22 protein-coding genes and 1 pseudogene are annotated in these 23,325 nt (G+C 65.2%); 18 read left to right on the top strand and 5 right to left on the bottom strand.

Annotated features, from left to right (window positions below; translation table 11 throughout):
- Positions 1 to 97: 97 nt before the first annotated feature.
- The 6 genes and pseudogenes from V5F68_RS14225 to V5F68_RS14200 all read left to right on the top strand — a co-directional run bounded on the left by V5F68_RS14225 (position 98) and on the right by V5F68_RS14200 (position 5,056).
- A complete protein-coding gene (locus V5F68_RS14225) occupies positions 98 to 1,078 on the top strand; it encodes a TRAP transporter substrate-binding protein (RefSeq protein ID WP_394013182.1) in 981 nt (326 codons plus the stop codon).
- A gap of 65 nt (positions 1,079 to 1,143) precedes the next feature.
- Positions 1,144 to 1,710, top strand: a complete 567-nt coding sequence (locus V5F68_RS14220; protein WP_394013181.1) for a TRAP transporter small permease — start codon at positions 1,144 to 1,146, stop codon at positions 1,708 to 1,710.
- 15 nt (positions 1,711 to 1,725) lie between these two features.
- Positions 1,726 to 3,005 (top strand): annotated as a pseudogene (locus tag V5F68_RS14215) (TRAP transporter large permease).
- 23 nt (positions 3,006 to 3,028) lie between these two features.
- Positions 3,029 to 3,868 carry a 5-dehydro-4-deoxy-D-glucuronate isomerase gene (gene kduI / locus V5F68_RS14210; RefSeq protein ID WP_394013180.1) on the top strand — a complete coding sequence of 280 codons (840 nt, stop codon included), beginning with the start codon at positions 3,029 to 3,031 and terminating at the stop codon, positions 3,866 to 3,868.
- The gene (gene kduD / locus V5F68_RS14205; protein ID WP_394013179.1) at positions 3,865 to 4,629 is read left to right on the top strand and encodes a 2-dehydro-3-deoxy-D-gluconate 5-dehydrogenase KduD; all 765 of its coding nucleotides are present in this window, start codon (positions 3,865 to 3,867) and stop codon (positions 4,627 to 4,629) included. The genes kduI and kduD overlap by 4 nt, the downstream gene beginning before the upstream one ends.
- Positions 4,630 to 4,705: 76 nt before the next feature.
- Positions 4,706 to 5,056, top strand: a complete 351-nt coding sequence (locus tag V5F68_RS14200; protein ID WP_394013178.1) for a cupin domain-containing protein — start codon at positions 4,706 to 4,708, stop codon at positions 5,054 to 5,056.
- 3 nt (positions 5,057 to 5,059) lie between these two features.
- On the opposite strand, the gene V5F68_RS14195 is transcribed toward V5F68_RS14200, so the two are convergent.
- The 3 genes from V5F68_RS14195 to V5F68_RS14185 all read right to left on the bottom strand — a co-directional run bounded on the left by V5F68_RS14195 (position 5,060) and on the right by V5F68_RS14185 (position 6,137).
- Complete coding sequence (locus V5F68_RS14195; protein WP_394013177.1) at positions 5,060 to 5,374, bottom strand: DUF167 family protein; 315 nt, start codon at positions 5,372 to 5,374, stop codon at positions 5,060 to 5,062.
- Positions 5,375 to 5,379: 5 nt separating this feature from the next.
- Entirely contained in the window at positions 5,380 to 5,670 is a 291-nt protein-coding gene (locus tag V5F68_RS14190; RefSeq protein WP_348847856.1) for a YggT family protein, read from the bottom strand.
- Between the two features lie 272 nt (positions 5,671 to 5,942).
- Positions 5,943 to 6,137, bottom strand: coding sequence for a CsbD family protein (locus V5F68_RS14185; protein ID WP_348847855.1), 195 nt, complete (start codon positions 6,135 to 6,137; stop codon positions 5,943 to 5,945).
- Positions 6,138 to 6,354: 217 nt separating this feature from the next.
- On the opposite strand from V5F68_RS14185, the gene ilvD reads away from it, so the two are divergent.
- Complete coding sequence (gene ilvD / locus V5F68_RS14180; RefSeq protein ID WP_394013176.1) at positions 6,355 to 8,211, top strand: dihydroxy-acid dehydratase; 1,857 nt, start codon at positions 6,355 to 6,357, stop codon at positions 8,209 to 8,211.
- A 13-nt stretch (positions 8,212 to 8,224) separates the two neighbouring features.
- Positions 8,225 to 8,569 carry an STY0301 family protein gene (locus V5F68_RS14175; RefSeq protein WP_394013175.1) on the top strand — a complete coding sequence of 115 codons (345 nt, stop codon included), beginning with the start codon at positions 8,225 to 8,227 and terminating at the stop codon, positions 8,567 to 8,569.
- Between the two features lie 21 nt (positions 8,570 to 8,590).
- Here the strand turns inward: V5F68_RS14175 and V5F68_RS14170 are convergent, their stop codons facing one another.
- Together V5F68_RS14170 and V5F68_RS14165 are read right to left on the bottom strand one after the other, a co-directional pair.
- Positions 8,591 to 9,061 (bottom strand): CVNH domain-containing protein, encoded by a 471-nt coding sequence (locus tag V5F68_RS14170; RefSeq protein ID WP_394013174.1) that lies wholly within the window; start codon positions 9,059 to 9,061, stop codon positions 8,591 to 8,593.
- Positions 9,062 to 9,144: 83 nt separating this feature from the next.
- On the bottom strand, positions 9,145 to 9,648 hold the full coding sequence (locus V5F68_RS14165) for a hypothetical protein (protein WP_394013173.1): 504 nt from the start codon (positions 9,646 to 9,648) through the stop codon (positions 9,145 to 9,147).
- A 382-nt stretch (positions 9,649 to 10,030) separates the two neighbouring features.
- Between V5F68_RS14165 and V5F68_RS14160 the strand changes: the two genes are divergently transcribed.
- From V5F68_RS14160 to V5F68_RS14115, 10 genes are all read left to right on the top strand, one after another.
- Positions 10,031 to 10,651 carry a ribonuclease D gene (locus V5F68_RS14160; protein WP_394013172.1) on the top strand — a complete coding sequence of 207 codons (621 nt, stop codon included), beginning with the start codon at positions 10,031 to 10,033 and terminating at the stop codon, positions 10,649 to 10,651.
- Between the two features lie 163 nt (positions 10,652 to 10,814).
- On the top strand, positions 10,815 to 11,618 hold the full coding sequence (locus V5F68_RS14155) for a hypothetical protein (protein WP_394013171.1): 804 nt from the start codon (positions 10,815 to 10,817) through the stop codon (positions 11,616 to 11,618).
- Positions 11,615 to 12,199 (top strand): LptA/OstA family protein, encoded by a 585-nt coding sequence (locus V5F68_RS14150; RefSeq protein WP_394013170.1) that lies wholly within the window; start codon positions 11,615 to 11,617, stop codon positions 12,197 to 12,199. Before V5F68_RS14155 ends, V5F68_RS14150 begins: the two co-directional genes overlap by 4 nt.
- Positions 12,200 to 12,329: 130 nt before the next feature.
- Positions 12,330 to 13,283, top strand: coding sequence for an LPS export ABC transporter ATP-binding protein (lptB, locus tag V5F68_RS14145; protein WP_394013169.1), 954 nt, complete (start codon positions 12,330 to 12,332; stop codon positions 13,281 to 13,283).
- Between the two features lie 67 nt (positions 13,284 to 13,350).
- Positions 13,351 to 14,895 carry an RNA polymerase factor sigma-54 gene (gene rpoN, locus V5F68_RS14140; protein WP_394013168.1) on the top strand — a complete coding sequence of 515 codons (1,545 nt, stop codon included), beginning with the start codon at positions 13,351 to 13,353 and terminating at the stop codon, positions 14,893 to 14,895.
- Positions 14,896 to 14,994: 99 nt separating this feature from the next.
- On the top strand, positions 14,995 to 18,582 hold the full coding sequence (locus V5F68_RS14135) for a hybrid sensor histidine kinase/response regulator (RefSeq protein WP_394013167.1): 3,588 nt from the start codon (positions 14,995 to 14,997) through the stop codon (positions 18,580 to 18,582).
- Positions 18,583 to 18,800: 218 nt separating this feature from the next.
- Positions 18,801 to 19,007: a hypothetical protein gene (locus tag V5F68_RS14130; protein ID WP_394013166.1), complete on the top strand. Its 207-nt coding sequence runs from the start codon at positions 18,801 to 18,803 to the stop codon at positions 19,005 to 19,007.
- 151 nt (positions 19,008 to 19,158) lie between these two features.
- Positions 19,159 to 19,929 (top strand): bifunctional demethylmenaquinone methyltransferase/2-methoxy-6-polyprenyl-1,4-benzoquinol methylase UbiE, encoded by a 771-nt coding sequence (gene ubiE, locus V5F68_RS14125; RefSeq protein ID WP_394013165.1) that lies wholly within the window; start codon positions 19,159 to 19,161, stop codon positions 19,927 to 19,929.
- 55 nt (positions 19,930 to 19,984) lie between these two features.
- Positions 19,985 to 21,553: a 2-polyprenylphenol 6-hydroxylase gene (gene ubiB / locus V5F68_RS14120; RefSeq protein ID WP_394013164.1), complete on the top strand. Its 1,569-nt coding sequence runs from the start codon at positions 19,985 to 19,987 to the stop codon at positions 21,551 to 21,553.
- Between the two features lie 129 nt (positions 21,554 to 21,682).
- Complete coding sequence (locus V5F68_RS14115) at positions 21,683 to 23,236, top strand: hypothetical protein (protein ID WP_394013163.1); 1,554 nt, start codon at positions 21,683 to 21,685, stop codon at positions 23,234 to 23,236.
- Positions 23,237 to 23,325: the final 89 nt, after the last annotated feature.

The following is a 23,325-nucleotide window of genomic DNA, read 5'->3' as shown; positions in this document are numbered from 1 at the left end:
CTCCTTCCGCACTGGGGACAACATCCGGGCGGCCGGGGCTCCAAAAAGAACAGGCCTTGAAGGCCTTCGCAAAAAAACAGAGTCAGGGAGAACGCCCATGCTGAACCGACGCCACGCGCTGGCGCTGGCCGCTGCCTTTTCGCTCGCCCCGCTGTCCGGGGCCCTTGCGCAAACCGTAACGCTCCGTTCCGCCGACATCCACCCCGACGGGTATCCGACCGTCGAAGCGGTCAAGTATTTCGGCGATCTGGTCTCGCAGAAGACGAACGGAAAATACAAGGTTCAAGTGTTCAACTCCGGGCAGCTCGGCCAGGAAAAGGACACCATCGAGCAGACGCGCTTCGGCGTCATCGATCTCAACCGGGTGAATACGGGCCCCTTCAACAATCTCATTCCCGAGACGGCGGTTCTCGGCCTGCCGTTTCTGTTCCGCTCCGTCGACCACATGTATCACGTGGTGGACGGCCCCCTCGGTGCGGAGATCGGCAAGGCGTTTGAGCCGCACGGACTGATCGTCCTCGGCTTCTTCGATAGCGGCGCCCGTTCCATTTATAATTCCAAACGGCCCATCCGGACCCTGGAAGACATGAAGGGCCTGAAGATCCGGGTGCAGCAGTCGGATCTGTTCATCGCGCTGATCAATGCGCTGGGGGCGAATGCGACGCCGATGCCGTTCGGCGAACTCTATGGCGGCCTTCAGACCGGGCTCGTCGACGGGGCGGAAAACAACTTTCCCTCGTATGATTCCGTGAAGCATTACGAGGTCGCCAAATACTTCTCGCTCACCGAACATTCCATGGCGCCGGAAGTGTTCGTCATGTCCAAGCGGTCCTGGGACAAGCTTTCCGCGGCGGATCAGGCGATCTTCAAGGAGGCGGGCATTGCCGCCACGAAGAAGATGCGGGAATTGTGGGCGCAGCGCGACACCGAGGCGCGGGAGCGCGTGGTCAAGGGCGGCGCCATCGTCAATGAAGTGGACAAGCAACCCTTCATCGACGCCATGAAGCCGGTCTACGACAAGTTCGTTACCACCGAAAAGATGAAGGACCTCGTGGCCCGCATCAAAGCCACGCAATGAGCCGTGCGGCCCGGCACCGGAACGGGATTCTGCGTGCCGGGCTTGCCCTTTAGAGGATGCTGCCGATGAGCGATCACTCTCTTCGAAGGTCCCAGGCCATGGGCTTCATTCCCGCCCTCGTCGTCTTGCGCCATCTGGTGCGATGGTGCGCCAGGGCCGCGCTATACATATCCGGCGCGGGCCTCGTCATCATGACGGGCGCTGTCTTCTATCAAGTCGTCGGCCGATACGTGATGAACGATTCGCCGAGCTGGACCGAACCTTTCTCATTGCTCCTGATGAGTTGGTTCATTCTGCTGGGCGCGGCGGTCGGCGTGCGCGAAGGCGACCATCTCGGCTTCGAGATCGGCCTGCATTTCGCCTCTCCGCCGGTCCGGCGCGGCATGGAGCTCATCACCCACGTGCTCGTCACGCTGTTCGGCGGCGCCATGGCCTATTACGGCTGGGATCTCGCCATGGAAACCTGGTCGGCCAAGATGGCCGGCATCGATCTGCCACAAGGCGTCGATTATTTGCCGCTGGCCGGTGGCGGCGCGCTTATCGCCTTGTTCTCTTTCGAGAAAATGCTCTCCGATCTGCTGATGCCGAACGTCGCCCGCGTGCCGCTCGGCGCTGATCATTCCACCGATTGAGCCGGGACACCCGCCATGGCCATGACCATCCTGTTCGGCGTCTTCGGCGCTCTGCTGCTGCTGGGCACACCGGCGCTTTCTGCCTCGGCCTCGCCGCGTTGGCGACCGTCATCTACATGGATCTGCCGCCGATCGTGGTGTTTCAGCAGATCAACTCCAATATGAACGCCTTCTCCATGCTGGCGATTCCGTTCTTCATCTTTGCCGGCGATCTGATGATGCGTGGCGGCATTGCCGACCGGCTGATCAGCATGGCCGCCTCCATGTTCGGGCACCTGCGCGGCGGTCTTGGGCAGGTGAACGTGGTTGCCTCTTTCCTGTTCGGCGGGGTCTCGGGATCGGCTGTGGCGGATGCCTCGGCGATCGGCGGCATCATGATTCCCCAAATGGCCAAGCACGGCTATGCGCGTGATTACGCTGTCAATGTGACCGTGAACGCTGCGATCATCGCGCTGATGGTGCCGCCCTCCCACAACATGATCATCTATTCGCTGGCGGCCGGCGGCACGATTTCCATCGCCGATCTGTTCACGGCCGGCATCGTTCCGGGCATTCTGCTGGCGATCGCCTTGATGATCACGGCCTATATCGTGGCGCGCCGGCGCGGCTATCCCGCGGGCGTGTTTCCAGGATGGTACAATGTGCTGCGCTCGGTGGTCGCGGCATCCCCGGGCATCGTGCTGATCGCCATCATTTTCGGTGGCGTGCGCTCGGGCGTGTTCACCGCGACCGAAAGCTCCTGCATCGCGGTGATCTATTCGCTGCTCATCACGCTGCTGGTGTATCGCGGGCTGAATTGGAACACCTTTGTGCATTCGGTGCTGGGCGCGGTGCGCACCACCGCCATGGTGTTGCTGGTGATCGGCACCGCCGGCGCGTTCGGCTGGCTCATGGCCTTCCTGCAGGTGCCGGCGGCCACCATCGAGCTGATGCAGACCATTTCCTCGAACAAATACGTGATCCTGCTGCTCATCAACATCCTGCTACTGGTGCTGGGCACGTTCATGGACATGGCGCCCATGATCATCATCTGCACGCCGATCTTCCTTCCGCTCATCAAGGCGTTCGGCATCGACCCTGTGCAGTTCGGGATCATCCTGATCCTGAATGCCGGCATCGGGCTGAACACGCCGCCGGTGGGCTCGGTGCTGTTCGTCGGCTGCGCGGTGGGCAAGATCTCTATCGGCGAGGCCATGAAGACCATATGGCCGTTCTTCGGCGCCAGCATCGCGGTGCTGATGATGGTGACCTACATTCCGGCCATCACCCTGTGGCTGCCCTCGCTCTTCCGCTGACCTTTGCCTTTTCGAGGTTTCTCATGATCATCGACGTGCGCCAGGCCTCCCATCCCGAAGCCGTGTGTGGTTTCGATACCGAGCAACTGCGCCGCCATTTCCTGGTCGAACGGCTGTTCGAGCCGGGCGTGGTGCTGCTCACGTACAGCCATATCGAACGGTTCGTGATCGGCGGTGCCATGCCGCTGAGTTCGCCTCTGAAGCTGGAGAGCGACAAGGCGACCATCGGCGCGCCGAACTTCCTCGACCGGCGGGAGCTGGGCGTGTTCAACATCGGCGCGCCGGGCAAGGTGGAGGCGGATGGCGTACCCTACGCGCTCGGCCATCGCGACGCGCTTTATGTGGCGCAGGGCACGAAGGAGGTGCGGTTTCTTTCCGACGATCCCGACCACCCGGCAAAATTCTATTTGCTCTCGACCCCTGCCCATGCGCGCCACGAGACCAAGGTGGTGAAGGTCTCGCAGGCCAAGGCGCTGACGGTGGGCGACCAGGCGACGGCCAACAAGCGCACCATCTTCCAGATGATCCATCCCGACGTGGTGCAGTCCTGCCAATTGGTCATGGGCATGACGAGACTGGAGGAGGGGAACATCTGGAACACCATGCCCTGCCACGTCCACGACCGGCGCTCGGAAGCCTATCTCTATTTCGACGTGGCGCCCGACGCGCGCGTGATCCACATGATGGGCGAGCCGGACCAGACGCGGCATCTCGTGGTGGCGGACGGGCAGGCCGTTCTGTCGCCGCCTTGGTCGATTCATTGCGGTGTCGGCACGCGGGCCTATACCTTCATCTGGGGCATGGGCGGCGACAATATCGACTATACGGACATGGACGCGGTTTCCATGGACCAGCTGCGGTGAGCGCCGTGACCTCTCCCTTCGATCTTTCCGGCAAAAGGGCGCTCATCACCGGCGCCAATACGGGCCTCGGGCAGGCCATCGCGGTCGCGATGGCGCGGGCCGGTGCAGCGGTGGTGGCGGTCGGCCGCTCGCCCATGGTCGAGACGGCGCCCCTCGTGGCGCCGACGGGCGTGCCATTCACCGAGGTGCGCGCCGATCTTTCGACCCTGGAGCCGATCCCGCGCATCGTCGAGGAGGCGTGTGCCGGCGGTCGCATTGATATTCTGGTCAACAATGCCGGCATCATCCGCCGCGCCGACGCCCTCGATTTCACCGAGGCGGATTGGGATGCGGTGATGGATGTGAATCTGAAGAGCACTTTCTTCCTGACCCAGGCGGTGGCGCGCACCATGCTGGCGGACGGGCAGGGCGGCAAGGTAGTGAACATCGCCTCGCTCCTGTCCTTTCAGGGCGGCATCCGCATTCCCTCCTATACGGCCAGCAAGAGCGGCCTTGCGGGGCTGACGCGGCTTCTGGCCTGCGAATGGGCTGGAAAGGGCATCAATGTGAATGCAATCGCGCCGGGATATTTCGTCACCAACAACACCGAGGCCCTTCGGGCCGATGAAAAACGTTCTGCCGATATCCTCGCCCGCATCCCGGCGGGCCATTGGGGCGATCCGTCCGAGTTGGGCGGGGCGGCGGTGTTCCTCGCGTCCGCGGCCGCCAATTATGTGCACGGCGTCGTGCTGCCGGTGGATGGCGGGTGGCTGGCACGCTAAAACGTTTTAACCCATTGGCGGATCGCAAGTGGAGCCGCGCGTTTCGCGCGCCCGGCTGATCCGGAAGGAGCATGTCATGTCGCAGGAAAAGGGCGCGGTTTTCGCCTTCGCCGCAAAGGTGCCGGTTGAGGTGGTGGATGACGTCGTCCAGCGTCAGATCCTGACCTACAATGACGAAATCATGGTTGTGCGGGTGATTTTCACTAAAGCCGGTCCCGGCGGGGTCCCGCACAGCCATCCCCACGTGCAGGTCACCAGCGTGGAAAGCGGCGTCTTCGACATCACCATCGACGGGCACACCGCGCGGCTTTCGGCGGGGGACAGCTTCTATGTCCCCTCGGACGTGCACCATTCCGCGGTCTGCGTTGAACCCGGCGTGCTGGTGGATGTGTTCACGCCCATGCGCGCGGATTTCGTGGCGGCGTAACGCTCAGCCTTCGGAAACGGCGCGCGTCAGCGCCGCCTCGAGTGCGGGTGCATCGCCGCTGATGCGGAAAACCTTCAGCCGCGCGGTTGCCCCGGACAGCAGCGCGACGCGGGAGGGGGCCACCCCGGCCGTTTTCGCGAGCACCCGCGCCACCGCATCGGTCGCGGCGCCGTCCTCAGGCGCGGCGCGCACGCGGATCTTCAACACCTCGCGCCCGTCGGACAGGGTCACGATTCCATCCAGAGCATCGCGGCCGCCCTTGGGCGTCGCGCGTACGCTGACGTCCAAGCCGCCCGCATGGATCTGGAAGAAGGCCACAGCCGCTAGAAGACGTAAGGATAGATATAAAGCCCGATCACCCGCTCGATGAAGATGATGAGGAGAATGAGCACCATGGGCGAAAGGTCGAGCCCGCCTAGAGAGGGCAGGATGCTGCGCAGCGGCGCAAGCAGCGGCTCGGTGATGCGGTAGATGAACTCGCCGATGGTGCGGACGACGGGATTGTAGGCGTTCACCACATTGAAGGCGAGCAGCCACGACAGCACCGCGGCGATGATGAGCACCCAGGTGTAGAGTTGCAGGACAAGCAGGATCACGTCGAGAAGGGCGCGCATCTTGGGACAATTCCTCGCGGCGGCAGGGTCAGGGCAGAAATAGCCAAGCCGGCGCCGCTTGAACAGGGCGTTCCGCCTGCCGAACGGTCAATAGCGCGTTTGTGGCACATGGTGGGACGCAGTGGCGCGCCAGACCCATATTGCCGAAAAGCCGCCCGGAGGGGCGGCTACGCATTTCGCGGTCCTGTCGGTGAAGCTCCGTTCAACACCGTGAACGGCACGCGGCCGGGCGATGGGGAATCGCCCGGCCGCGTGTCACCAATCGGTGGAAATCACAGGTTGCGGTTGACGGTGTCCTTCACCGCATCCTTGGCCTTGCCCATGGCCTGCTGGCCTTCGCCCTTGATTTCCTGCACCTTGCCCTCGGCCTGGAGCCGGTCGTTTCCGACGGCCTTGCCAATGCCTTGCTTCGCATTGCCGACGGCTTCGTTGGCGGTGCCCTTGATCTTGTCGCTGGTGCTGCCCATGGGGTATTCCTTTCGACTTGGTGAACTTGCCCATACAACGGTGGCGGGCGACATGCGTTCCGTGCCGGGGTGAAAAAGCGGCACCGATGCCCTGAACGCATGGCCGGGCGGACAGCTCTCGCGCCGAAATGATTCCGTTCAGCCTGAATTCGCTCTAAGAGAGCTGTCACAATGTTGCGCAGGACACCCCTGTCGCGAATATAAAAGGTAAGAGGACATGCCTGCTTATCGTTCCCGCACCTCCACCCACGGCCGCAACATGGCCGGCGCACGGGGCCTCTGGCGCGCCACCGGCATGAAGGACGGCGATTTCGGCAAGCCCATTATCGCTGTGGTGAATTCCTTCACGCAGTTCGTGCCGGGCCATGTCCACCTGAAGGATCTCGGCCAGCTCGTTGCGCGCGAGATCGAGAAGGCCGGCGGCGTCGCCAAGGAATTCAACACCATCGCGGTGGATGACGGCATCGCCATGGGCCATGACGGCATGCTCTATTCCCTGCCTTCGCGCGAGATCATCGCCGACAGCGTGGAATATATGGTCAATGCGCATTGCGCGGATGCGATGGTCTGCATCTCCAATTGCGACAAGATCACCCCCGGCATGCTGATGGCCGCCATGCGCCTCAACATCCCCGTGGTGTTCGTCTCCGGCGGCCCGATGGAAGCCGGCAAGGTGATCCTCTCCAACGGAGAGAAGAAGTCGGTCGACCTGATCGACGCCATGGTCTACGCCGCCGACAGCCGCGTCTCCGACGAGGACGTGAAGGTGATGGAGCGCTCCGCGTGCCCCACTTGCGGCTCCTGCTCGGGCATGTTCACCGCCAATTCCATGAACTGCCTCACCGAAGCGCTCGGCCTGGCGCTGCCGGGCAACGGCTCCGTGCTCGCCACCCATGCCGACCGTGAGCGGCTGTTCGTGGAGGCCGGTCATCTCATCGTCGATCTCGCGCGCCGCTATTACGAGCAGGAGGATGCGAGCGTCCTGCCGCGCAACATCGCCACCTTCAAGGCGTTCGAGAACGCCATGACGCTGGATATCTCCATGGGCGGCTCCACCAATACGGTGCTGCATCTGCTCGCTGCCGCCAACGAGGGCGAGGTGCCCTTCACCATGGCCGACATCGACCGCCTGTCGCGCGGCGTTCCGGTGTTGTGCAAGGTCGCCCCTGCGGTTGCCAATATCCATGTGGAGGATGTGCACCGCGCCGGCGGCATCATGGCCATTCTCGGCGAATTGGATCGCGCCGGCCTGATCCACACCGACCAGGCCACGGTGCATGCTCCCACCATCGGCGATGCGCTGGACCGCTGGGACGTGATGCGCACTTCCTCCGAGAGCGTGCAGACCTTCTATCGCGCCGCGCCCGGCGGCGTGCCGACCCAGGTCGCGTTCAGCCAGTCGCGCCGCTGGGACGATCTCGACATCGACCGGGAAAAGGGCGTGATCCGCGATCTCGCCCACGCTTATTCCAGGGATGGCGGCCTTGCGGTGCTGTATGGCAACATCGCGGAAGAGGGCTGTATCGTGAAGACGGCCGGCGTGGATGCCGCCTCGCTCACCTTCTCCGGCCCTGCGCGCATCTTCGAGAGCCAGGATGCGGCCGTGGAGGCCATTCTCGCCAACGGCAAGGTGGTCGCCGGCGATATCGTGCTGATCCGCTATGAGGGGCCGCGCGGCGGGCCGGGCATGCAGGAGATGCTCTATCCGACCTCCTATCTGAAGTCGAAGGGCCTCGGGAAGGTGTGCGCGCTGGTCACTGACGGGCGCTTCTCGGGCGGATCCTCGGGCCTGTCCATCGGCCATGTCTCGCCGGAAGCGGCCGAGGGCGGCGCCATCGGCCTGGTCGAGGAAGGCGATATCATCGAGATCGATATCCCCAACCGCCGCATCCATCTCGCGGTCTCGGACGAGGTGATCGCCCATCGCCGCGCGGCCATGGAAGCGAAGGGTGACGCCGCCTGGAAGCCGGCGGCCCGCACCCGCGTCGTTTCCCAGGCGCTCCAGGCCTATGCGGCGCTCACCACATCGGCCGCCCGCGGCGCGGTGCGCGACGTGAAGGCGCTGCGCCGCTGAGCAGCGGCGCGCCATGCCCCGCGCGGCTGTAGCATTCCTCGGGGCACTCGTCGGTGTCCTGATGGGTGCTGCCGCCGCTTGGGGCGCCGTGGAATGCCCCCCATCCATGGACGGTCATCCGTTGGAACGGGTGTCCGTTTTCGATGGGCCGCCTTCGGAGATGGTGGACCTGCGCCCGGACGGGCGCGGGCGCACCGATGTGTGGGCAGACCTCGACAAGAGCGACCGTCTCGCCACCCTGGTCTGCCGCTACAAAAGCGTCAGCCGGACAGCTGCATTCGTCCTGCCGGCGGGCACCCGCACCTGCGAGGGCGTGCGCAGGCCGGATGACACCTATCGGAGCATCGTCTGCCGTTAGAGCGCAGGTGGTGGACGCAGCTCAGCGGCAGGTGAGCCGGCCGTCCATATTGGCGATGTCGCGGCCGGCACTGCACCAGCTCGCCGCGGTCGTGGCATCCACCCAGCGGCCGCGTGAATCCTGACACGTGGCCTTCAGCCAGCCCGCCACCATGCGGATGTCCCGGCAGGTTGCCATGTAGGAGCCGTAAGGGATCTTCTCACCATAGCTGGACGGCGCCGACGGGCTGCCAAATCCGGCGGATGCGGTCTTGCAGACCAAGCGCCCGTTCTCGTTGGCAATGTCATTGCCAAGCGGGCACCAGCCTGGAACCGTGCTGGCCTCGGCCCAGCCCCCGAAGCCGTTCTGGCAGGTCGCCTTCAGCCAGCCCGCTTCCTCGCGGATGTTCGTGCAGCTCGCCAGATAGCTGCCCTGCCGAACCTGTGCACTGGCCGGCACCGGAGCGAAGGCAAAGAACAGGATGAAAGCGGCTGAGAAAAGTCTCACGAACATCGTCATGTCCGGTCCCTTCATCATCTGGATCGCAGGCCGATCAGCCCGCATAGCGGGCTGATCGGATGATGGATGGGGCTAAATCAGCGGCAGGCGAACTGCCCGTTGATGTTGGCGATGTCGCGGCCCCGGCACAGGCTCGGGAAGATGCTGGTTTCGCGCCACCGGCCCCGCTGGTCGCGGCAGAGGGCATTCAGAGTGCCACCCGCCATATTGACGTCGCGACAGGAGGCCAGATAGGAGCCCTGCGGCACCGGGCCGGGGCCGCGGCCGCCGCCGTTATAACCGGGCCCGGGATTATAGCCGGGTCCAGGATTATAACCGGGATTGTAGCCCGGTCCGGGCATGGGGCCCGGGCCGCCGCCATTTCTCACGCGGCAGGTGAGGGTGCCGTTGGAATTCGCGATGTCGGAGCCGGGCACGCAGCCGCCCACCATGAGGAATGCCGGCACCGAAACGCCGAGCTGGTTGCGGCAGAAAGCCGTGAGCATGCCGTTGGCGATCTTCGCCTTCTGGCAGGAGTACAGGTAGCTGCCCGGAGGTACCTGCTGGGCCTGGGCCAAAGTGGAGAAGAGCGAAAGGCTCAAAAGCCCAGCCGCGATACTCAAAATCTTCGCGCGCACCCGCATGATCCGTCATACTCCAATCGATCGCCATGGCCATTCGCAGAGGGGCCGCCGTGCCGCGCCGTCAGCGCCCCCTGTTTCTGTGCTTTCACACCAAAATTCGACCCGGTGACAGAATAATTTCCATAATCCGCGCAGAATATTACACGGGCCTGACAAGGCGCTCGAAAATCCCTGTCGGTGCCTGAATAGCGTGAGGCTGTGTCGATCCGGCCGCGCCGGTGTCTTCGTTTCGTTGGCTAGGCTCCTGTCGCGGTCTCGATTGCGGGGCCTGTCGGCATTGGACGGCGGGCGCGGTGTCCGCTAGAAGCCGTCAGCTCCTGCAAATTCGAAAAGCGCATCCATGACCATCCGCCTGCATCGCGGCGACTTGCCCGACACGTTCCGGCCGGCCGCCACCGTCGCCATCGATACGGAGACGCTGGGCCTCAACCCGCATCGCGACCGGCTGTGCCTCGTGCAGCTGTCCAATGGCGACGGCAGTGCCGATCTGGTGCAGATCCCGGCCGGTGCGACCGCCGCGAGCGCCCCTAATCTGGTGCGGCTGCTCAGCGACCCGGCGGTGCTGAAGCTGTTCCACTTCGGCCGGTTCGATATCGCGGTGCTGAAGCACACATTCGGCGTCACCACCGCCCCGGTGTTCTGCACCAAGATCGCCTCGCGCCTCGTGCGCACCTATACCGATCGGCATGGTCTGAAGGATCTGGTGCGCGAACTGGTGGGCGTGGACCTCTCCAAGCAGCAGCAGAGCTCCGACTGGGCGGCGGCGGAGCTTACCGACGCGCAGATGGCCTATGCGGCCTCCGACGTTCTGTATCTGCACGAGTGCAAGGCGAAGCTGGAAGCCATGCTGACCCGCGATGGGCGGGCGGAGATGGCGCAGGCCTGTTTCACGTTCCTGCCGGCGCGGGCCACGCTGGATCTCGCCGGCTGGGCTGAAGAAGACATTTTCGCGCATTCCTGAGGCCGCGTGAGATTCCACCCGCCTTGCCCGCACCCCATTGTGCCCCCATATGGGGCGCGCGAAGCGGGGGCGTTCGTGGCATCCCAGCGGGTGTTTGGCGTGGCGCGCCGGTCGTTCCGGTGGGGGTATGCCGTTTGTCCGCCGGCCGGTTAGAATGCGAGACATGAGCGAACAGCCAACGCCCCACGGCAGAGAGCAGATCAGCACCTACGGGGCGCGGGCGCTGCCGGATTTCCGCCGCGCCCAGCGCCACAGCGCCTTCGTGCGGTTCGTGAAGCGCGCATTGCCCATCGGGCTCATCGTCGCCCTGGTGGCGATGATCGCATTTCCCTTGATCGCCCAGTTCGGCATGAAGATCGAGCTGCCGTTCGAAGTGGGCGCCATGCATTTCAGTGGCACGCGCCTGACGATGGAAAAGCCGAAGCTCTCCGGCTTCACCGACGACAATCGCGCCTACACTGTTAATGCCGCCACCGCCTCGCAGGACCTGACCAATACCGACGTGCTGGATCTGACCGTGGTCTCCGCCCGCATGGAGCTGGCGAACAAGGGATGGGCGACGGTGAAATCGGCGACGGGCACGGTGGATATGAAGCGGCAGTTCATCATGCTGCGGGGCGGGGTGGACCTTGCCACCAATGGAGGCTATGCCGGATTCCTCAAGGATGCGGACGTTGACGCGAAGGCCGGCTCGCTGACAACCGACAAGCCGGTGCTCCTGACCTATATGGACGGGCGCCTGGTGGCAGACAGCATGAAGGTGTTCGACCGCGGCACCCGCGCCTTTTTTGAGGGGAATGTGCAATTGGATTTCCGCCTGGCCAATCTGTCCAACCCCGCCGCGCCGGGCGCCCCGGCTTCGGCGCCTTCTGGCGCGCCCGCAGCGGCGCCGCCCGCCGCCACACCTCGCGCCACGCCTGCCCCCGCCGCCACTCCCGCCCCCTCTGCAGCGACACAGAAGCGATGATCCGCACCCGTCTCTTCGGCCTCATTGTCGCGGCTGCGACATGCACCGCAGCCCTCGCCCTTCAATCTGAGGTTGCCGTGGCGCAGGGCAGCAATGTCCCGAATGCGCTCCAGGGCTTCGCCAAGAATCGCGACGAACCCGTGCGGATCAATTCCAACACGCTGGAAGTGCGCGACAAGGAAAAGACCGCGGTGTTCGCCGGGAACGTCATCGTCACCCAGGGCGACACGACCTTGAGAAGCCCGCAATTGCTGGTTTTCTACGATGGTTCGGCGGCCCCGGCCGACGGCCAGCCCAGCAAGTCGAACCAGATCCGCCGGCTTGAGGCGACCGGCGGCGTGGTGGTGCAGACCAAGGACCAGACCGCAACAGGCGATATCGGCGTGTTCGACGTCAAGAGCAACACCGTTACGCTGACTGGCAAGCCGGTGATCCTCACCCAGGGGCCCAATGTCATTCGTGGCCAGAAGCTGACAGTCGATTTGACGACTGGCGTGTCGCGTTTCGAGGGCGGGCGCGTTGAGAGCCTTATCTTGCCCGGCAGCGTGAAGCAAGAAACGCCAGCAGCGCCAAAGCGTTAGCATTTCGGGGTTAAAAACTCCCGGCATTTTGGCGCAAGTTTAATTCGCGGCCTGAATTTTGCATGTTGCATTGCGGCGCTGACGGGAGAAGACTAGCCGGGTCGGAGGGGCTCCGTCTCGGAGGTATCGGGTGAACGTCTTTTCCATGTTCGGTAAAAGCAGGCCGCGACCTGCCCAGCAGGCGGCCCGAGACCTCGGGTCCGATGCGCCGTACGATCCGATTGAGGCGGACGAAGACGCCGCGTGGGACGACGATGTCGTCCTGGATGAAGCCTATGCCGCTTCCGCCGCTCCAGTCGGCGATGCCGAGGACGAGGCGAGTGCCCATCTCGGCTACGGCACGCCGCATGCCGATCTCGTGCAGCACTCCCTCGCCGCTTTCGGCCTCGCCAAATCCTATGGCGGCCGCAAGGTGGTGCGTGACGTCAGCGTGCACGTACGGCGCGGCGAGGCGGTGGGCCTGCTCGGCCCAAACGGCGCCGGCAAGACCACGGTTTTCTACATGATTACCGGCCTCGTGAAGGCCGACGCCGGCCGCATCGAGCTGGAGGGGCATGACGTAACCCCCATGCCCATGTACCGCCGCGCGCGCCTCGGCATCGGCTATCTGCCGCAGGAAGCCTCGATTTTTCGGGGCCTGTCGGTGGAGGACAATATCCGCGCCGTGCTGGAGGTCACCGAGCCCAACCGCAAGCTGTGGCGGGAAGAGACCGACAAGCTGCTGGAGGAGTTCAAGATCACCCACGTTCGTAAGTCGCCCTCGATCGCGCTTTCGGGCGGCGAGCGGCGGCGCCTTGAGATCGCGCGCGCTCTGGCGAGCCGGCCCGCCTTCATGCTGCTGGACGAGCCGTTCGCGGGCATCGATCCCATCGCGGTGGGCGACATCCAGGCCCTGGTGCGCCATCTCACGACACGCGGCATCGGCGTGCTCATCACCGACCACAACGTGCGCGAGACACTAGGCCTGATCGATCGCGCCTACATCATCCACACCGGCGCGGTGCTCATGGAAGGCGACCCGGATTCCATCGTCAACAGCCCCGAGGTGCGCCGGCTCTATCTGGGTGAGGAGTTCCGCCTGTGAACCGCCTGACCTATATGGCTGAAACCCGGGTGCGGAGCGGCACCCACAGCTGCGGGGAGTGCGGCTGATGGCTCTCTCGGCGCGGCTCGAATTCCGGCAGAGTCAGTCGCTGGTGATGACCCCGCAGCTGATGCAGGCCATCAAGCTGCTACAATTGTCCAACCTTGAACTCAGCGCCTATGTGGAGGCGGAGCTGGAGCGCAACCCGCTGCTCGAGCGGGTGGCGGAGCCGGAAGGCGGCGCGCCCGAGCCCGAGCCGGAGGCACCCGCCGCGGCGGCAGCCGAGGAGCGCGAGATTCCAGCCTCCGGGGATTTTCTCGACGGCGACGCCGAGCCGAGCCGGGCGAAGATGGAGGACCAGCTCGACACCGATCTCGGCAATGTGTTTCCCGACGACGTTCCCGCCGAACCTGGCGTGGGGGCCGGCACCTCGAGCGCGGTGGAATGGGGCAGCGGCGGCGGTGGGGAGCGGGGCGAGGATTACAATCCCGAAGCCTTCCTCGCCAGCGAGAGCACGCTCGCCGACCATCTGGAGGCGCAGCTTTCGCTCGCAGAAACCGACCCGGTGCGCCGCATCATCGGCCTCAACCTCATCGGCATGATCGACGAGACCGGCTATCTGGTCGGCGATATGACGGCACTGGCCGAGCAGATGAAGGTGTCCATTGAGGAGGTGGAGAGCGTGCTCCGCCTCATCCAGACTTTCGAGCCGACGGGCGTCGGCGCGCGCACACTTTCCGAGTGCCTTGCGCTGCAATTGCGGGAGCGCAACCGCTGCGATCCGGCCATGGAAGCGCTGCTCGCCAATCTCGAACTGCTCGCGCGTCATGACCGCAACGCCCTCAAGCGCGTCTGTGGGGTGGATTCCGAGGATCTGGCGGAGATGATCGGCGAGATCCGTGCGCTCGATCCCAAGCCGGGCCTGATCTTCGGCAGCGGCGTGCTGCACCCGCTGGTGCCGGACGTGTTCGTGAAGGAAGCGTCCGATGGCTCCTGGCTGGTGGAGCTGAATTCCGACACTCTGCCGCGCGTGTTGGTGAACCAGACCTACCATGCCTCCGTGGCCAAGGCCGTGCGATCCTCGGAGGAGAAGACGTTCCTCGCGGACTGCCTGCAAAGTGCCGGCTGGCTGACGCGCTCGCTTGACCAGCGCGCCCGCACCATCCTGAAAGTGGCGAGCGAGATCGTGCGCCAGCAGGACGCCTTCCTGGTGCACGGCGTGCGCCACCTGCGCCCGCTGAACCTGCGTACGGTGGCGGATGCCATCGGCATGCACGAATCCACGGTCTCGCGCGTGACCTCCAACAAATATATCTCGACCCCGCGTGGTGTACTGGAGCTGAAGTTCTTCTTCTCCTCATCCATCAATGCGTCCGGAGGGGGCGAGGCGCATTCCGCGGAGGCCGTGCGTCACCGCATCAAGAGCCTGATCGATGCGGAAAACGCGAGCGACGTGCTCTCCGACGACACGCTGGTGCAGAAGCTCAAGTCCGACGGCATCGACATCGCCCGCCGTACCGTCGCGAAATATCGGGAGAGCATGAACATCGCTTCCTCGGTCCAGCGCCGGCGCGAGAAGCAGGCACAACGCGCGGAGGCATCCTACAGCTAGAGGGCAGCCGGTGCGGCTGGTGGATTTGCCGCCCGCCGACCCTGGACGTGCAGGAGATAAGAACGCCGCAATAGAAACAAGCGCGGTTGGATGGGGGATATGCTTCAGGTCTGGGTCGTTGTTCTGGTGGCGCTCGGCTATATCGGTTTCCTGTTCGCCGTGGCGAGTTTCGGGGACCGGCAGCGCGGCCGCGCCCTGTCCGGCGCCGCCATGCCGGAGGGCGGTGGCGCGGCGCCCGGGAGCTCCGGCGGCCGGCTCCTGCAGCTGTGGCGCGGAAAGCCACGGGGCGTGCGGCCCTTCATCTATTCGCTGTCGCTTGCGGTCTATTGCACCTCCTGGACCTTCTTCGGCTCGGTGGGCCTCGCCACTCTCCAGGGCTTCGACTTTCTGACCATCTATGTCGGGCCGATCCTCGTGATCGCCATGTGCAGCCCGCTGCTGATTCGGGTTGTGGAGCTGGCGAAGGCGCACAACATCACCTCCATCGCCGATTTCCTGGCTGCCCGCTACGGCAAGAACCAGGGCATCGCGGCGCTGGTCTCGGTGGTCGCGATCGTCGGCTCAATCCCCTACATCTCCCTGCAGCTGAAGGCGGTCTCTGCCTCGCTGCTGGCGGTGATGGGGCCGCTCGGCACCACGCCCCTGGCGCTGCCGGTGGGCGGCGACCTGGCGCTGTTCGTGGCCTTCGCCATGGCGGCATTCGCTGTGCTGTTCGGCACGCGCCACACCGATGCGACCGAGCATCAGGACGGGCTGATGCTGGCGGTCGCGACCGAATCCATCGTCAAGCTGGTGGCCTTCCTCACAGTCGGTTTCGCCGTGACCTTCATCATTTTCGATGGGCCCATGGCGTTATGGTACGCGGCCCGCGAGACCGGCGTGACCAAGCCTTTCGAGCAGGGCATCTCGCTGGAAAACTGGGTGACCATGACGGTGCTCTCGGCCGGCGCCTTTTTGCTGCTGCCGCGCCAATTCCATGTCGCCGTCGTTGAGAACAAGGGGGTCGCGGAAATCCGCCGCGCGCGCTGGCTGTTTCCGCTCTACCTCATTCTCATCAATCTCTTTGTGGTGCCGATCGCGCTTGCCGGCATGACGCTGTTTCCCCTCGGCACGGTGGATCGCGACGTGTTCGTGCTCGCGGTGCCGCTGTCTGCGGGACACGATTTCCTGGCGATGCTGGCGTTCGTCGGCGGCCTGTCCGCCGCCACCGCCATGGTGATCGTCGAGACGGTGGCGCTGTCGATCATGATTTCGAACGATCTCGTGATGCCGCTGCTGCTGCGGCGGCGCGCCTCGGGCCATCTCACGCAGCAATCGCCCCACGACATGGTCGGGGTGCTGCTGCTGGTGCGCCGCGCCGCCATTTTCGTGCTGCTGCTGCTGGTTTATCTCTATTACCGCACCACCGGCGAGGTGCAGCTGGCGCAGATCGGCCTGCTCTCCTTCGCCGCGATCGCCCAGGTGGGGCCGGCGTTCGCCGCCGCCTTGTTCTGGCGGCGGGCGACGGCGGCGGGCGCGATCGCGGGCATCGTCGCGGGCATGGTTGTGTGGATCTACACCTTGCTTGTGCCGAGCCTCGCCGACGCCGGGATGTTCTCGCAGGCGCTCATCGCGCGCGGGCCGTTCGACATCGCTCTGCTGCGCCCTACAAGCCTGCTCGGCCTCTCCGCTTCGCCGCTCGCTCATGGGGTCGCCTGGAGCCTCGGGCTGAATACGCTGCTGCTGTTCGTGGTGTCGCTGCTCACCAAGCCCTCGGCCATCGAGCAGGTGCAGGCCGGCCTGTTCATGGCGCGCGACCAGGCGCTGGTGCGCCCAGCCTTCCGCCGCTGGCGCTCTTCGGTCACGGTCGAGGAATTGATCGCCACCGTCGCGCGCTATCTTGGCGAGGATCGTGCCCGCTCCGCCTTCGCGACCTTCGCGCGCGAACAGGGGCTGTCACTCGAGCCCAAGCGCGAGGCCGACGCGCAATTGGTGCGCCAGACCGAGCATCTGCTCGCCTCCGCCATCGGCGCGGCGTCCTCGCGCCTCGTGCTGTCGCTGCTGCTGCGCAAGCGCGCGGTCTCCACCAAGGCCGCGCTGCGCCTGCTCGACGACGCCTCGGCTGCAATTCAATACAATCGTGAGTTGCTCCAGACCGCCATCGATCATGTGGGCCAGGGCATCGCCGTGTTCGATCGCGAATTGCGCCTAGTGTGCTGGAATCGCAGATTCGGCGAAATGCTGGACCTGCCGCCGGAATGCTATGCGGTGGGCGTGCCGCTGCGCGAGATTCTTACCCATTCCCAGATGGAGGACGAGGACGCGCCGAGCGACCTCGACCATCGCCTGGTGCTCTACGCCGCCCAGAGCGGGCCCTGCCAGGAGCGGTTGCGCCATGGCGCCATGATGATCGAGGCGCGGTCCGATCCGTTGCCCGACGGCGGCATCGTCGTAACCTTCACCGATATTACCGCCTCTGTGCATGCCGAGATGGCCTTGGAGCGGGCCAATGAGACGCTGGAGCGGCGCGTGCGCGAGCGCACCGAGGAATTGGAGGACCTCAACCAGGCGCTGGAAAAGGCCAAGGCCAATGCCGACGATGCCAACCTTTCCAAGACCCGGTTCCTCGCCGCCGCGAGCCACGACATCCTCCAGCCGCTGAATGCGGCGCGCCTCTATGTGACCAGCCTGGTGGAGCGCGCGCGGGGGCCGGAGGAGGGCCGGCTTGCCGCCAATATCGATTCCTCGCTGGAGGCGGTGGAGGAGATCCTGGTCGCGCTGCTGGACATCTCGCGCCTCGACAGCGGCGCCATGCGCCCGGAGATCGCCGCCTTCCGCATCGGCGACGTGCTGAAGCAGCTGGAGCTGGAATTCGCGCCGCTTGCCGCCGAGAAGCAATTGCAGCTCACTTTCGTGCCGTCCTCGCTTGCCGTGCGCTCGGACCGGCGGCTGTTGCGGCGGCTGTTGCAGAACCTGATTTCCAACGCGGTGAAATACACGCCCAAGGGGCGGGTGCTGGTGGGCTGCCGCCGGCGCAAGGGCAAGGTGCGCATCGAGGTGATCGATACCGGCCTCGGCATTCCGCGCTCCAAGCACAAGCTGATCTTCCAGGAGTTCCAGCGCCTCGACCAGGGCGCACGGGAAGCGCGCGGGCTCGGGCTCGGCCTTTCCATCGTCGAGCGCATCGCCCGCGTGCTGGGCCATCCGGTGGCGATCCGTTCCGCCGCCGGGCGCGGCTCCAGCTTCACGGTGGAACTGCCCGTGGCGGTGCCCCTGCCGGAGGAGGACGTGCAGCAGTCGCGTCCCGCCCGCGCCACCGCGCCGCTCGATGGGCTGTGCATCCTCGCCATCGACAACGAGCCGGCCATTCTCGATGGCATGGAACTGCTGCTCACGGGCTGGGGCTGCAAGGTCATCAAGGCCGGAGACGTGCAGACCGCCCTGCGCGAGGTGCGCGCCGCCAAGGCGCGGCCGGACGTGTTCCTGATCGATTATCATCTCGACGGTGGCCACGGCATCGATGCCGTGATGAGCCTGCGCTGGAAGCTCGGCAAGATGCCGGCCATCCTCATCACCGCAGACCGCAGCCGCAAGGTGCGCGATGCCGCCGCGGCCGTGGATATGGCCGTGCTTCACAAGCCGTTGAAGCCGGCAGCGTTGCGCGCAATCCTCGCGCAATGGCGTTTGTCGCGCGCCGCCGCAGAATAGTTTTCATCCTTAATATTTGATGAATATCCCCAATGGTGGATGGCGCCATGGGATGATCTTGCTTCGCCCCCATCTCGGACAAATAATCGCCCCGATCCGCAGGCGTTCTTGGGGTGTCGCGGCAAGCGGGTGTTTGCACAGAGGTGTGAAACATTCGGAAATATTTGCCGGGATGAGTTGAGACCGTTTCGGTTCCCCTAACGTACCTGGAGATCGCCATGACCTTCACGATTCATGTTCCGATCTTTCCCTTGCGGCGGGAAATCATGCTGCGCAAGCAGCGCAAGGGTGTGGCGGGGGTTTCTCCCTCCGGCGCGCCGAAGTCACGCTCGCGCGATGAGGACGGCTTTCTGGAACTGGAATTGCTGCCGGTGGACGAGCTCAATCTCCTCGGCCGCAAGGCGCGGCGGCGTCGCGGCAGCTGACGGCGCCGGCCACCCGACCGGCTTCGGCGGGCGGCCCCTGCGGCGGGCGGCCGCTTGAGGCGGGTCGCCACACGCGCGGCGCGTGGCGTCCGGCGGGACGATCCGGTAAGGTTCGGCGCAATCGTCGCCACGAAGTTCGCCGGAACCCCTGATGCAAGCCTCTTCCGAAGACCAGCCGGACACCCATTTCGGTTATCGCACCGTGCCGCTGGGTGAGAAGCAGACCCTGGTGGATGAGGTGTTCCACAAGGTCGCCCGGCGCTACGACATCATGAACGATTTCATGTCCGGCGGGCTGCACCGGGCCTGGAAGGACGCCATGGTCTCCAAGGTGCGGCCGCCCCAGGGCACGCGGCCGTTCCGCCTGCTGGATCTGGCCGGTGGCACCGGCGATGTTTCGTTTCGCGTGGTCGGCGCGGGCGGCGAGGGGACCCGGGCGGTGGTCGCCGACATCAATCGAGAGATGCTGGCGGTGGGCCGCGAGCGGGCCGAGAAGCGCGGCCTCTCCGACAAAGTGGAATTCGTCGACGCCAATGCCGAGTCGCTCCCCTTCGCGGATTCGAGCTTCGATGCCGTCACCATCGCCTTCGGCATCCGCAACGTGCCCCGCATTCCCCTTGCGCTCGCTGAGATGAAGCGGGTGCTCAAGCCCGGCGGGCGTGCGCTGGTGCTGGAATTCTCGCGGGTCGACGTGCCCCTGCTCGACAAGATCTATGATTTCTACTCCTTCCGCGTGATCCCCGAGCTGGGCCGTCGGGTCGCGGGTGAGGCGGAGCCCTATCAATATCTTGTCGAATCCATCCGCCGCTTTCCCCCGCCCGCGACCTTCGCGCAGATGATGCGCGATGCGGGTTTCGGCCGCGTGGATTTCACGCTCATGACCGGCGGCGTGGTGGCGCTGCATTCCGGTTTCCGGATTTGAACGGCTTCGTTCTTCCGCTTTCCTCCGGGAGCGGGAAGGACAAAAGGATGTGCGCGTGATCTTTCTTCTCGCCGATGCCGCCCGCCTGGCGCGGGCCGCCTATGTGCTCGCCCGCGAAGGGGTGCTGAGCTTCGTGCCGCCGCTTGCGGTGCCGCCGCCGGCGCGGCCGCTGCTGAAGCTCGCGCGCCTGATCGCCCGGCCCGACGCTGGCCCGCGCTCCGCCCGCCTCTCGGCGGCGCTCAGCCGGCTCGGCCCGTCTTATGTCAAGCTCGGCCAGTTCCTCGCCACCCGGCCGGACGTGGTGGGCACCTCCATCGCCCGCGATCTCGAAGTGCTCCAGGATCGCATGCCCGCCTTCGGGCAGGAGATCGCCGAAGCCATGGTCGCCGAAGCCCTCGACCGGCCGGTGTCTGCGGCGTTCGCGGTGTTCGGCCCGGCGGTTGCCGCCGCGTCCATCGCCGAGGTCCACAAGGCCGAGGTGGTGGAGGAAGATGGAACGCGCCGCGACGTGGCGGTGAAGATCCTTCGTCCCGACATCGGCCGCCGCTTCGGGTCCGACATGGCGACGTTCCGCCGGGTCGCCGCCTTCGCGGAGCGCACCTCACCGGAAGCCCGCCGCCTGCGCCTGGAAGCCGTGGTGGAGACGCTCGCCCGCTCGGTGAGCATGGAGATGGACCTGCGGCTCGAGGCAGCGGCTTACGCCGAACTCGCCGAGAACACCCGGGACGACGCCGAGATCCACGTCCCCGCCGTGGATTGGGAGCGCTCCGGCCGCGAGGTGCTGACCACCCAATGGATCGATGGCATAAAATTGTCCGACCGCGCGGCGCTGGAAGCCGCCGGCCATGACCTGAAGGCGCTTGCACGCATCGTCATGCAGTCGTTCCTGCGACAGGCCATGCGGGACGGCTTCTTCCATGCCGACATGCATCCGGGGAACCTGTTCGTCGATGCGCAAGGGCGCCTCGTGATCGTCGATTGCGGTATCATGGGCCGGCTCGGTGCGCGCGAGCGGCGCTTTTTGGCGGAGATTCTCTACGGCTTCATCACCCGCAATTGGCGCCGCACCGCGCAGGTGCATTTTGATGCCGGATACGTGCCGCGCCATCATTCAGTGGAGGATTTCGCCCAGGCCATCCGTGCCATCGGCGAGCCGATCCATTCCCGCAGCGCCGAGCAGATTTCCATGGCGAAGCTGCTCTCCCTGCTGCTGGAGGTCACCGGTCTGTTCGACATGAAGACCCGGCCCGAACTTCTGCTGCTGCAGAAGACCATGGTTGTGGTGGAAGGCGTCGCGCGCTCGCTCGACCCGCAGTTGAACATGTGGACCACCGCCGCCCCGGTGGTGGAGGATTGGATCGCGCGCAACCTCGGCCCGGTCGGCCGCATCCAGGAAGCGGGCGGCGCCATTGGCGAAGTCGGCAGCTTCCTCGCCGATGTGCCGGATCTGCTGGGCCGCGCCGGGCGCGTGGTCACACAATTGGACGAGGCGACCCGCGAGGGGCTCAGCCTCTCGCCTCAGACTCTGGAAGGCATCGGCCGGGCCGAGGCGCGGCGCGCGTTCTGGGGCAATGCGGCCCTGTGGGTGATTGCGCTTTCGCTGCTGATCCTCGCGCTGAAGTAGGACGCATGCACTGCGGTCCGTATCCGGCCACGAAGGATGCGAGAATACACGTTTTCAGATTAAATTTTGTTTAAATGCAACCTGTGGTTTGTTGCGCTTTCCCCAGTCGGACGACTGGGGGAGGGGACGATGCGTATCCTGCCGGCATTTGCCTTTGCCGCGGTGTTAGGGGCGGCCAGCTTTTCCACGCAAGACGGCTTTGGTCAGGGGACGTACGTGCCAAAGGCGCAATTGTGCGCGAACGGCACGCAGACGCTCTGCTCCACCATCCCGGCCTATATCGGCCCGGACCCCGAGCTTTCCCCAGGCCTCGGTTACAACGGCATTTTCGGGCAGATCACCAGCGCGGCAAACGATTCCCAGACACCGTTCGACAATATGTCGTGGCAGAGCTTCATCGGCCTAAACTGGGTCGAGGGCTCGCAATCCGCGCCAGCGGCCCGCGGGCTCGCGGCGACCGGCGCGCGGGTGTGGCAGAGCTGGGTGAAGCCGGATTTCCTCTTCGGCAGCGGGCCGGTGAAACCCTCGTGCGGGGCGACGGCTTTGCCGGTGATCACCATCGCCAGCGACGGAAAGGGCGCGCCCTCGGTCAAGAATGACGAATATTATCAAGCTTCGACCAACCTGCCGCTGATCGACATCTACGGCAATTGGACCCTCTACGAGCGCCGCCTGAACACCACCGAAATGCTCTATCTGGTGGCCCCGAACGGCCAACTGCTGGACAATCTGGTGACCATCGCGGGCCAGACCAAGTTTGTCACGGACAAGAACAAGGTGGCCTTCCCGACCTCCGCGATCGATCCCCTGGGCTCGCGGGGCGCCATGGAGCTGAAGATCGCCTGGCGGATCCTTGGGCCCAATGACACAAAGAGCCGCTATTTCACCATCGACGCCCAGCTGGCCGTTGCGGGCGATCTGGTCAGCGGGGGGCAGCAGATCTGCGAGACCGTGACGCTCGGGATGGTGGGCATGCACATCATCCAGCGCAATCCTTATTATGACGGCAACAAGGTGCTGCTGGCGCAATGGATCTGGTCCACCTTCGAGCATGTGGACAATGCGCCCGTCGCCGCCGCCGCTTGCGATCCGGCCACGCCCGGCCCCTGTCCCACGATCAACCAGCCAAGCTGCGGCGCGGCGCCGGCGTCATCTGGAAATTATTCCTATTTCGTCGGCGGATCGACCGCGCCGACGAATAATCCGCCCTCGGCCGGCGCGCAGAAGAACTTCGCCTGGAATGCGAAACCGCCTTATGCGGGCGCCTATGCCCAACCCGTCACCAGTGGCGGGCAGACGCTCTATGTCGCCCCGCAGGTCGTGCGCTGCTGGAGCATCTACGGCCTGACCGCGAGCCTGAATACCCAGTGGCAGGGGGCTTTGGCCCAGGCGGGCTCGGTGTTCGCCAATTACGCGCTGGTGGGCACGCAATGGGGCACCTCGGGCCTCGAAGTGCGGCTGCCCAATTACCCGATCGATGCGGTGCCGGGCCTGCTCTCCAACCTGACGCTGGAAACCTATATCCAGAACAATGCCGTGGCCACAACCAGCGGCGGCGTCGGCTCCTGCGTCGGGTGTCACGGACAGGCAACGCTGGCGGTCGGCAATGCGCCGTCCGACTTCAGCTTCCTGCCCAGCCTCGCCTCGCCCCTGCCGGCGCGGCCGGTGTTCAGCGTGAAATAGCCAATGGCCGGCGCGGGGCGGGTGTCTTGCCCGCCCTTCTGTCATTGAGGCGCCGGTTCTCCCCCACGGGCAAAAGTCTCCCCTGCCGC

Origin of the sequence: Roseixanthobacter pseudopolyaromaticivorans (assembly GCF_043195145.2) — a bacterium.
Classification (GTDB): domain Bacteria; phylum Pseudomonadota; class Alphaproteobacteria; order Rhizobiales; family Xanthobacteraceae; genus NCEH01.
Note: the sequence above shows the minus strand (reverse complement) of the source record. Positions and strands in the feature narration are given on the sequence as shown.

Excerpts from the sequence above, each read along its gene's own strand:
- V5F68_RS14155 (WP_394013171.1), top strand. The coding sequence starts at position 10,815 with ATGAGCGAACAGCCAACGCCCCACGGCAGAGAGCAGATCAGCACCTAC.
- V5F68_RS14185 (WP_348847855.1), bottom strand. The coding sequence starts at position 6,137 with ATGGGCAGCACCAGCGACAAGATCAAGGGCACCGCCAACGAAGCCGTC.
- V5F68_RS14115 (WP_394013163.1), top strand. The coding sequence starts at position 21,683 with ATGCGTATCCTGCCGGCATTTGCCTTTGCCGCGGTGTTAGGGGCGGCC.
- V5F68_RS14135 (WP_394013167.1), top strand. The coding sequence starts at position 14,995 with ATGCTTCAGGTCTGGGTCGTTGTTCTGGTGGCGCTCGGCTATATCGGT.
- V5F68_RS14170 (WP_394013174.1), bottom strand. The coding sequence starts at position 9,061 with ATGTTCGTGAGACTTTTCTCAGCCGCTTTCATCCTGTTCTTTGCCTTC.
- ubiE (WP_394013165.1), top strand. The coding sequence starts at position 19,159 with ATGCAAGCCTCTTCCGAAGACCAGCCGGACACCCATTTCGGTTATCGC.
- ilvD (WP_394013176.1), top strand. The coding sequence starts at position 6,355 with ATGCCTGCTTATCGTTCCCGCACCTCCACCCACGGCCGCAACATGGCC.
- rpoN (WP_394013168.1), top strand. The coding sequence starts at position 13,351 with ATGGCTCTCTCGGCGCGGCTCGAATTCCGGCAGAGTCAGTCGCTGGTG.
- V5F68_RS14160 (WP_394013172.1), top strand. The coding sequence starts at position 10,031 with ATGACCATCCGCCTGCATCGCGGCGACTTGCCCGACACGTTCCGGCCG.
- kduI (WP_394013180.1), top strand. The coding sequence starts at position 3,029 with ATGATCATCGACGTGCGCCAGGCCTCCCATCCCGAAGCCGTGTGTGGT.
- V5F68_RS14175 (WP_394013175.1), top strand. The coding sequence starts at position 8,225 with ATGCCCCGCGCGGCTGTAGCATTCCTCGGGGCACTCGTCGGTGTCCTG.
- V5F68_RS14130 (WP_394013166.1), top strand. The coding sequence starts at position 18,801 with ATGACCTTCACGATTCATGTTCCGATCTTTCCCTTGCGGCGGGAAATC.
- V5F68_RS14220 (WP_394013181.1), top strand. The coding sequence starts at position 1,144 with ATGAGCGATCACTCTCTTCGAAGGTCCCAGGCCATGGGCTTCATTCCC.
- V5F68_RS14200 (WP_394013178.1), top strand. The coding sequence starts at position 4,706 with ATGTCGCAGGAAAAGGGCGCGGTTTTCGCCTTCGCCGCAAAGGTGCCG.
- V5F68_RS14150 (WP_394013170.1), top strand. The coding sequence starts at position 11,615 with ATGATCCGCACCCGTCTCTTCGGCCTCATTGTCGCGGCTGCGACATGC.
- V5F68_RS14225 (WP_394013182.1), top strand. The coding sequence starts at position 98 with ATGCTGAACCGACGCCACGCGCTGGCGCTGGCCGCTGCCTTTTCGCTC.
- V5F68_RS14190 (WP_348847856.1), bottom strand. The coding sequence starts at position 5,670 with ATGCGCGCCCTTCTCGACGTGATCCTGCTTGTCCTGCAACTCTACACC.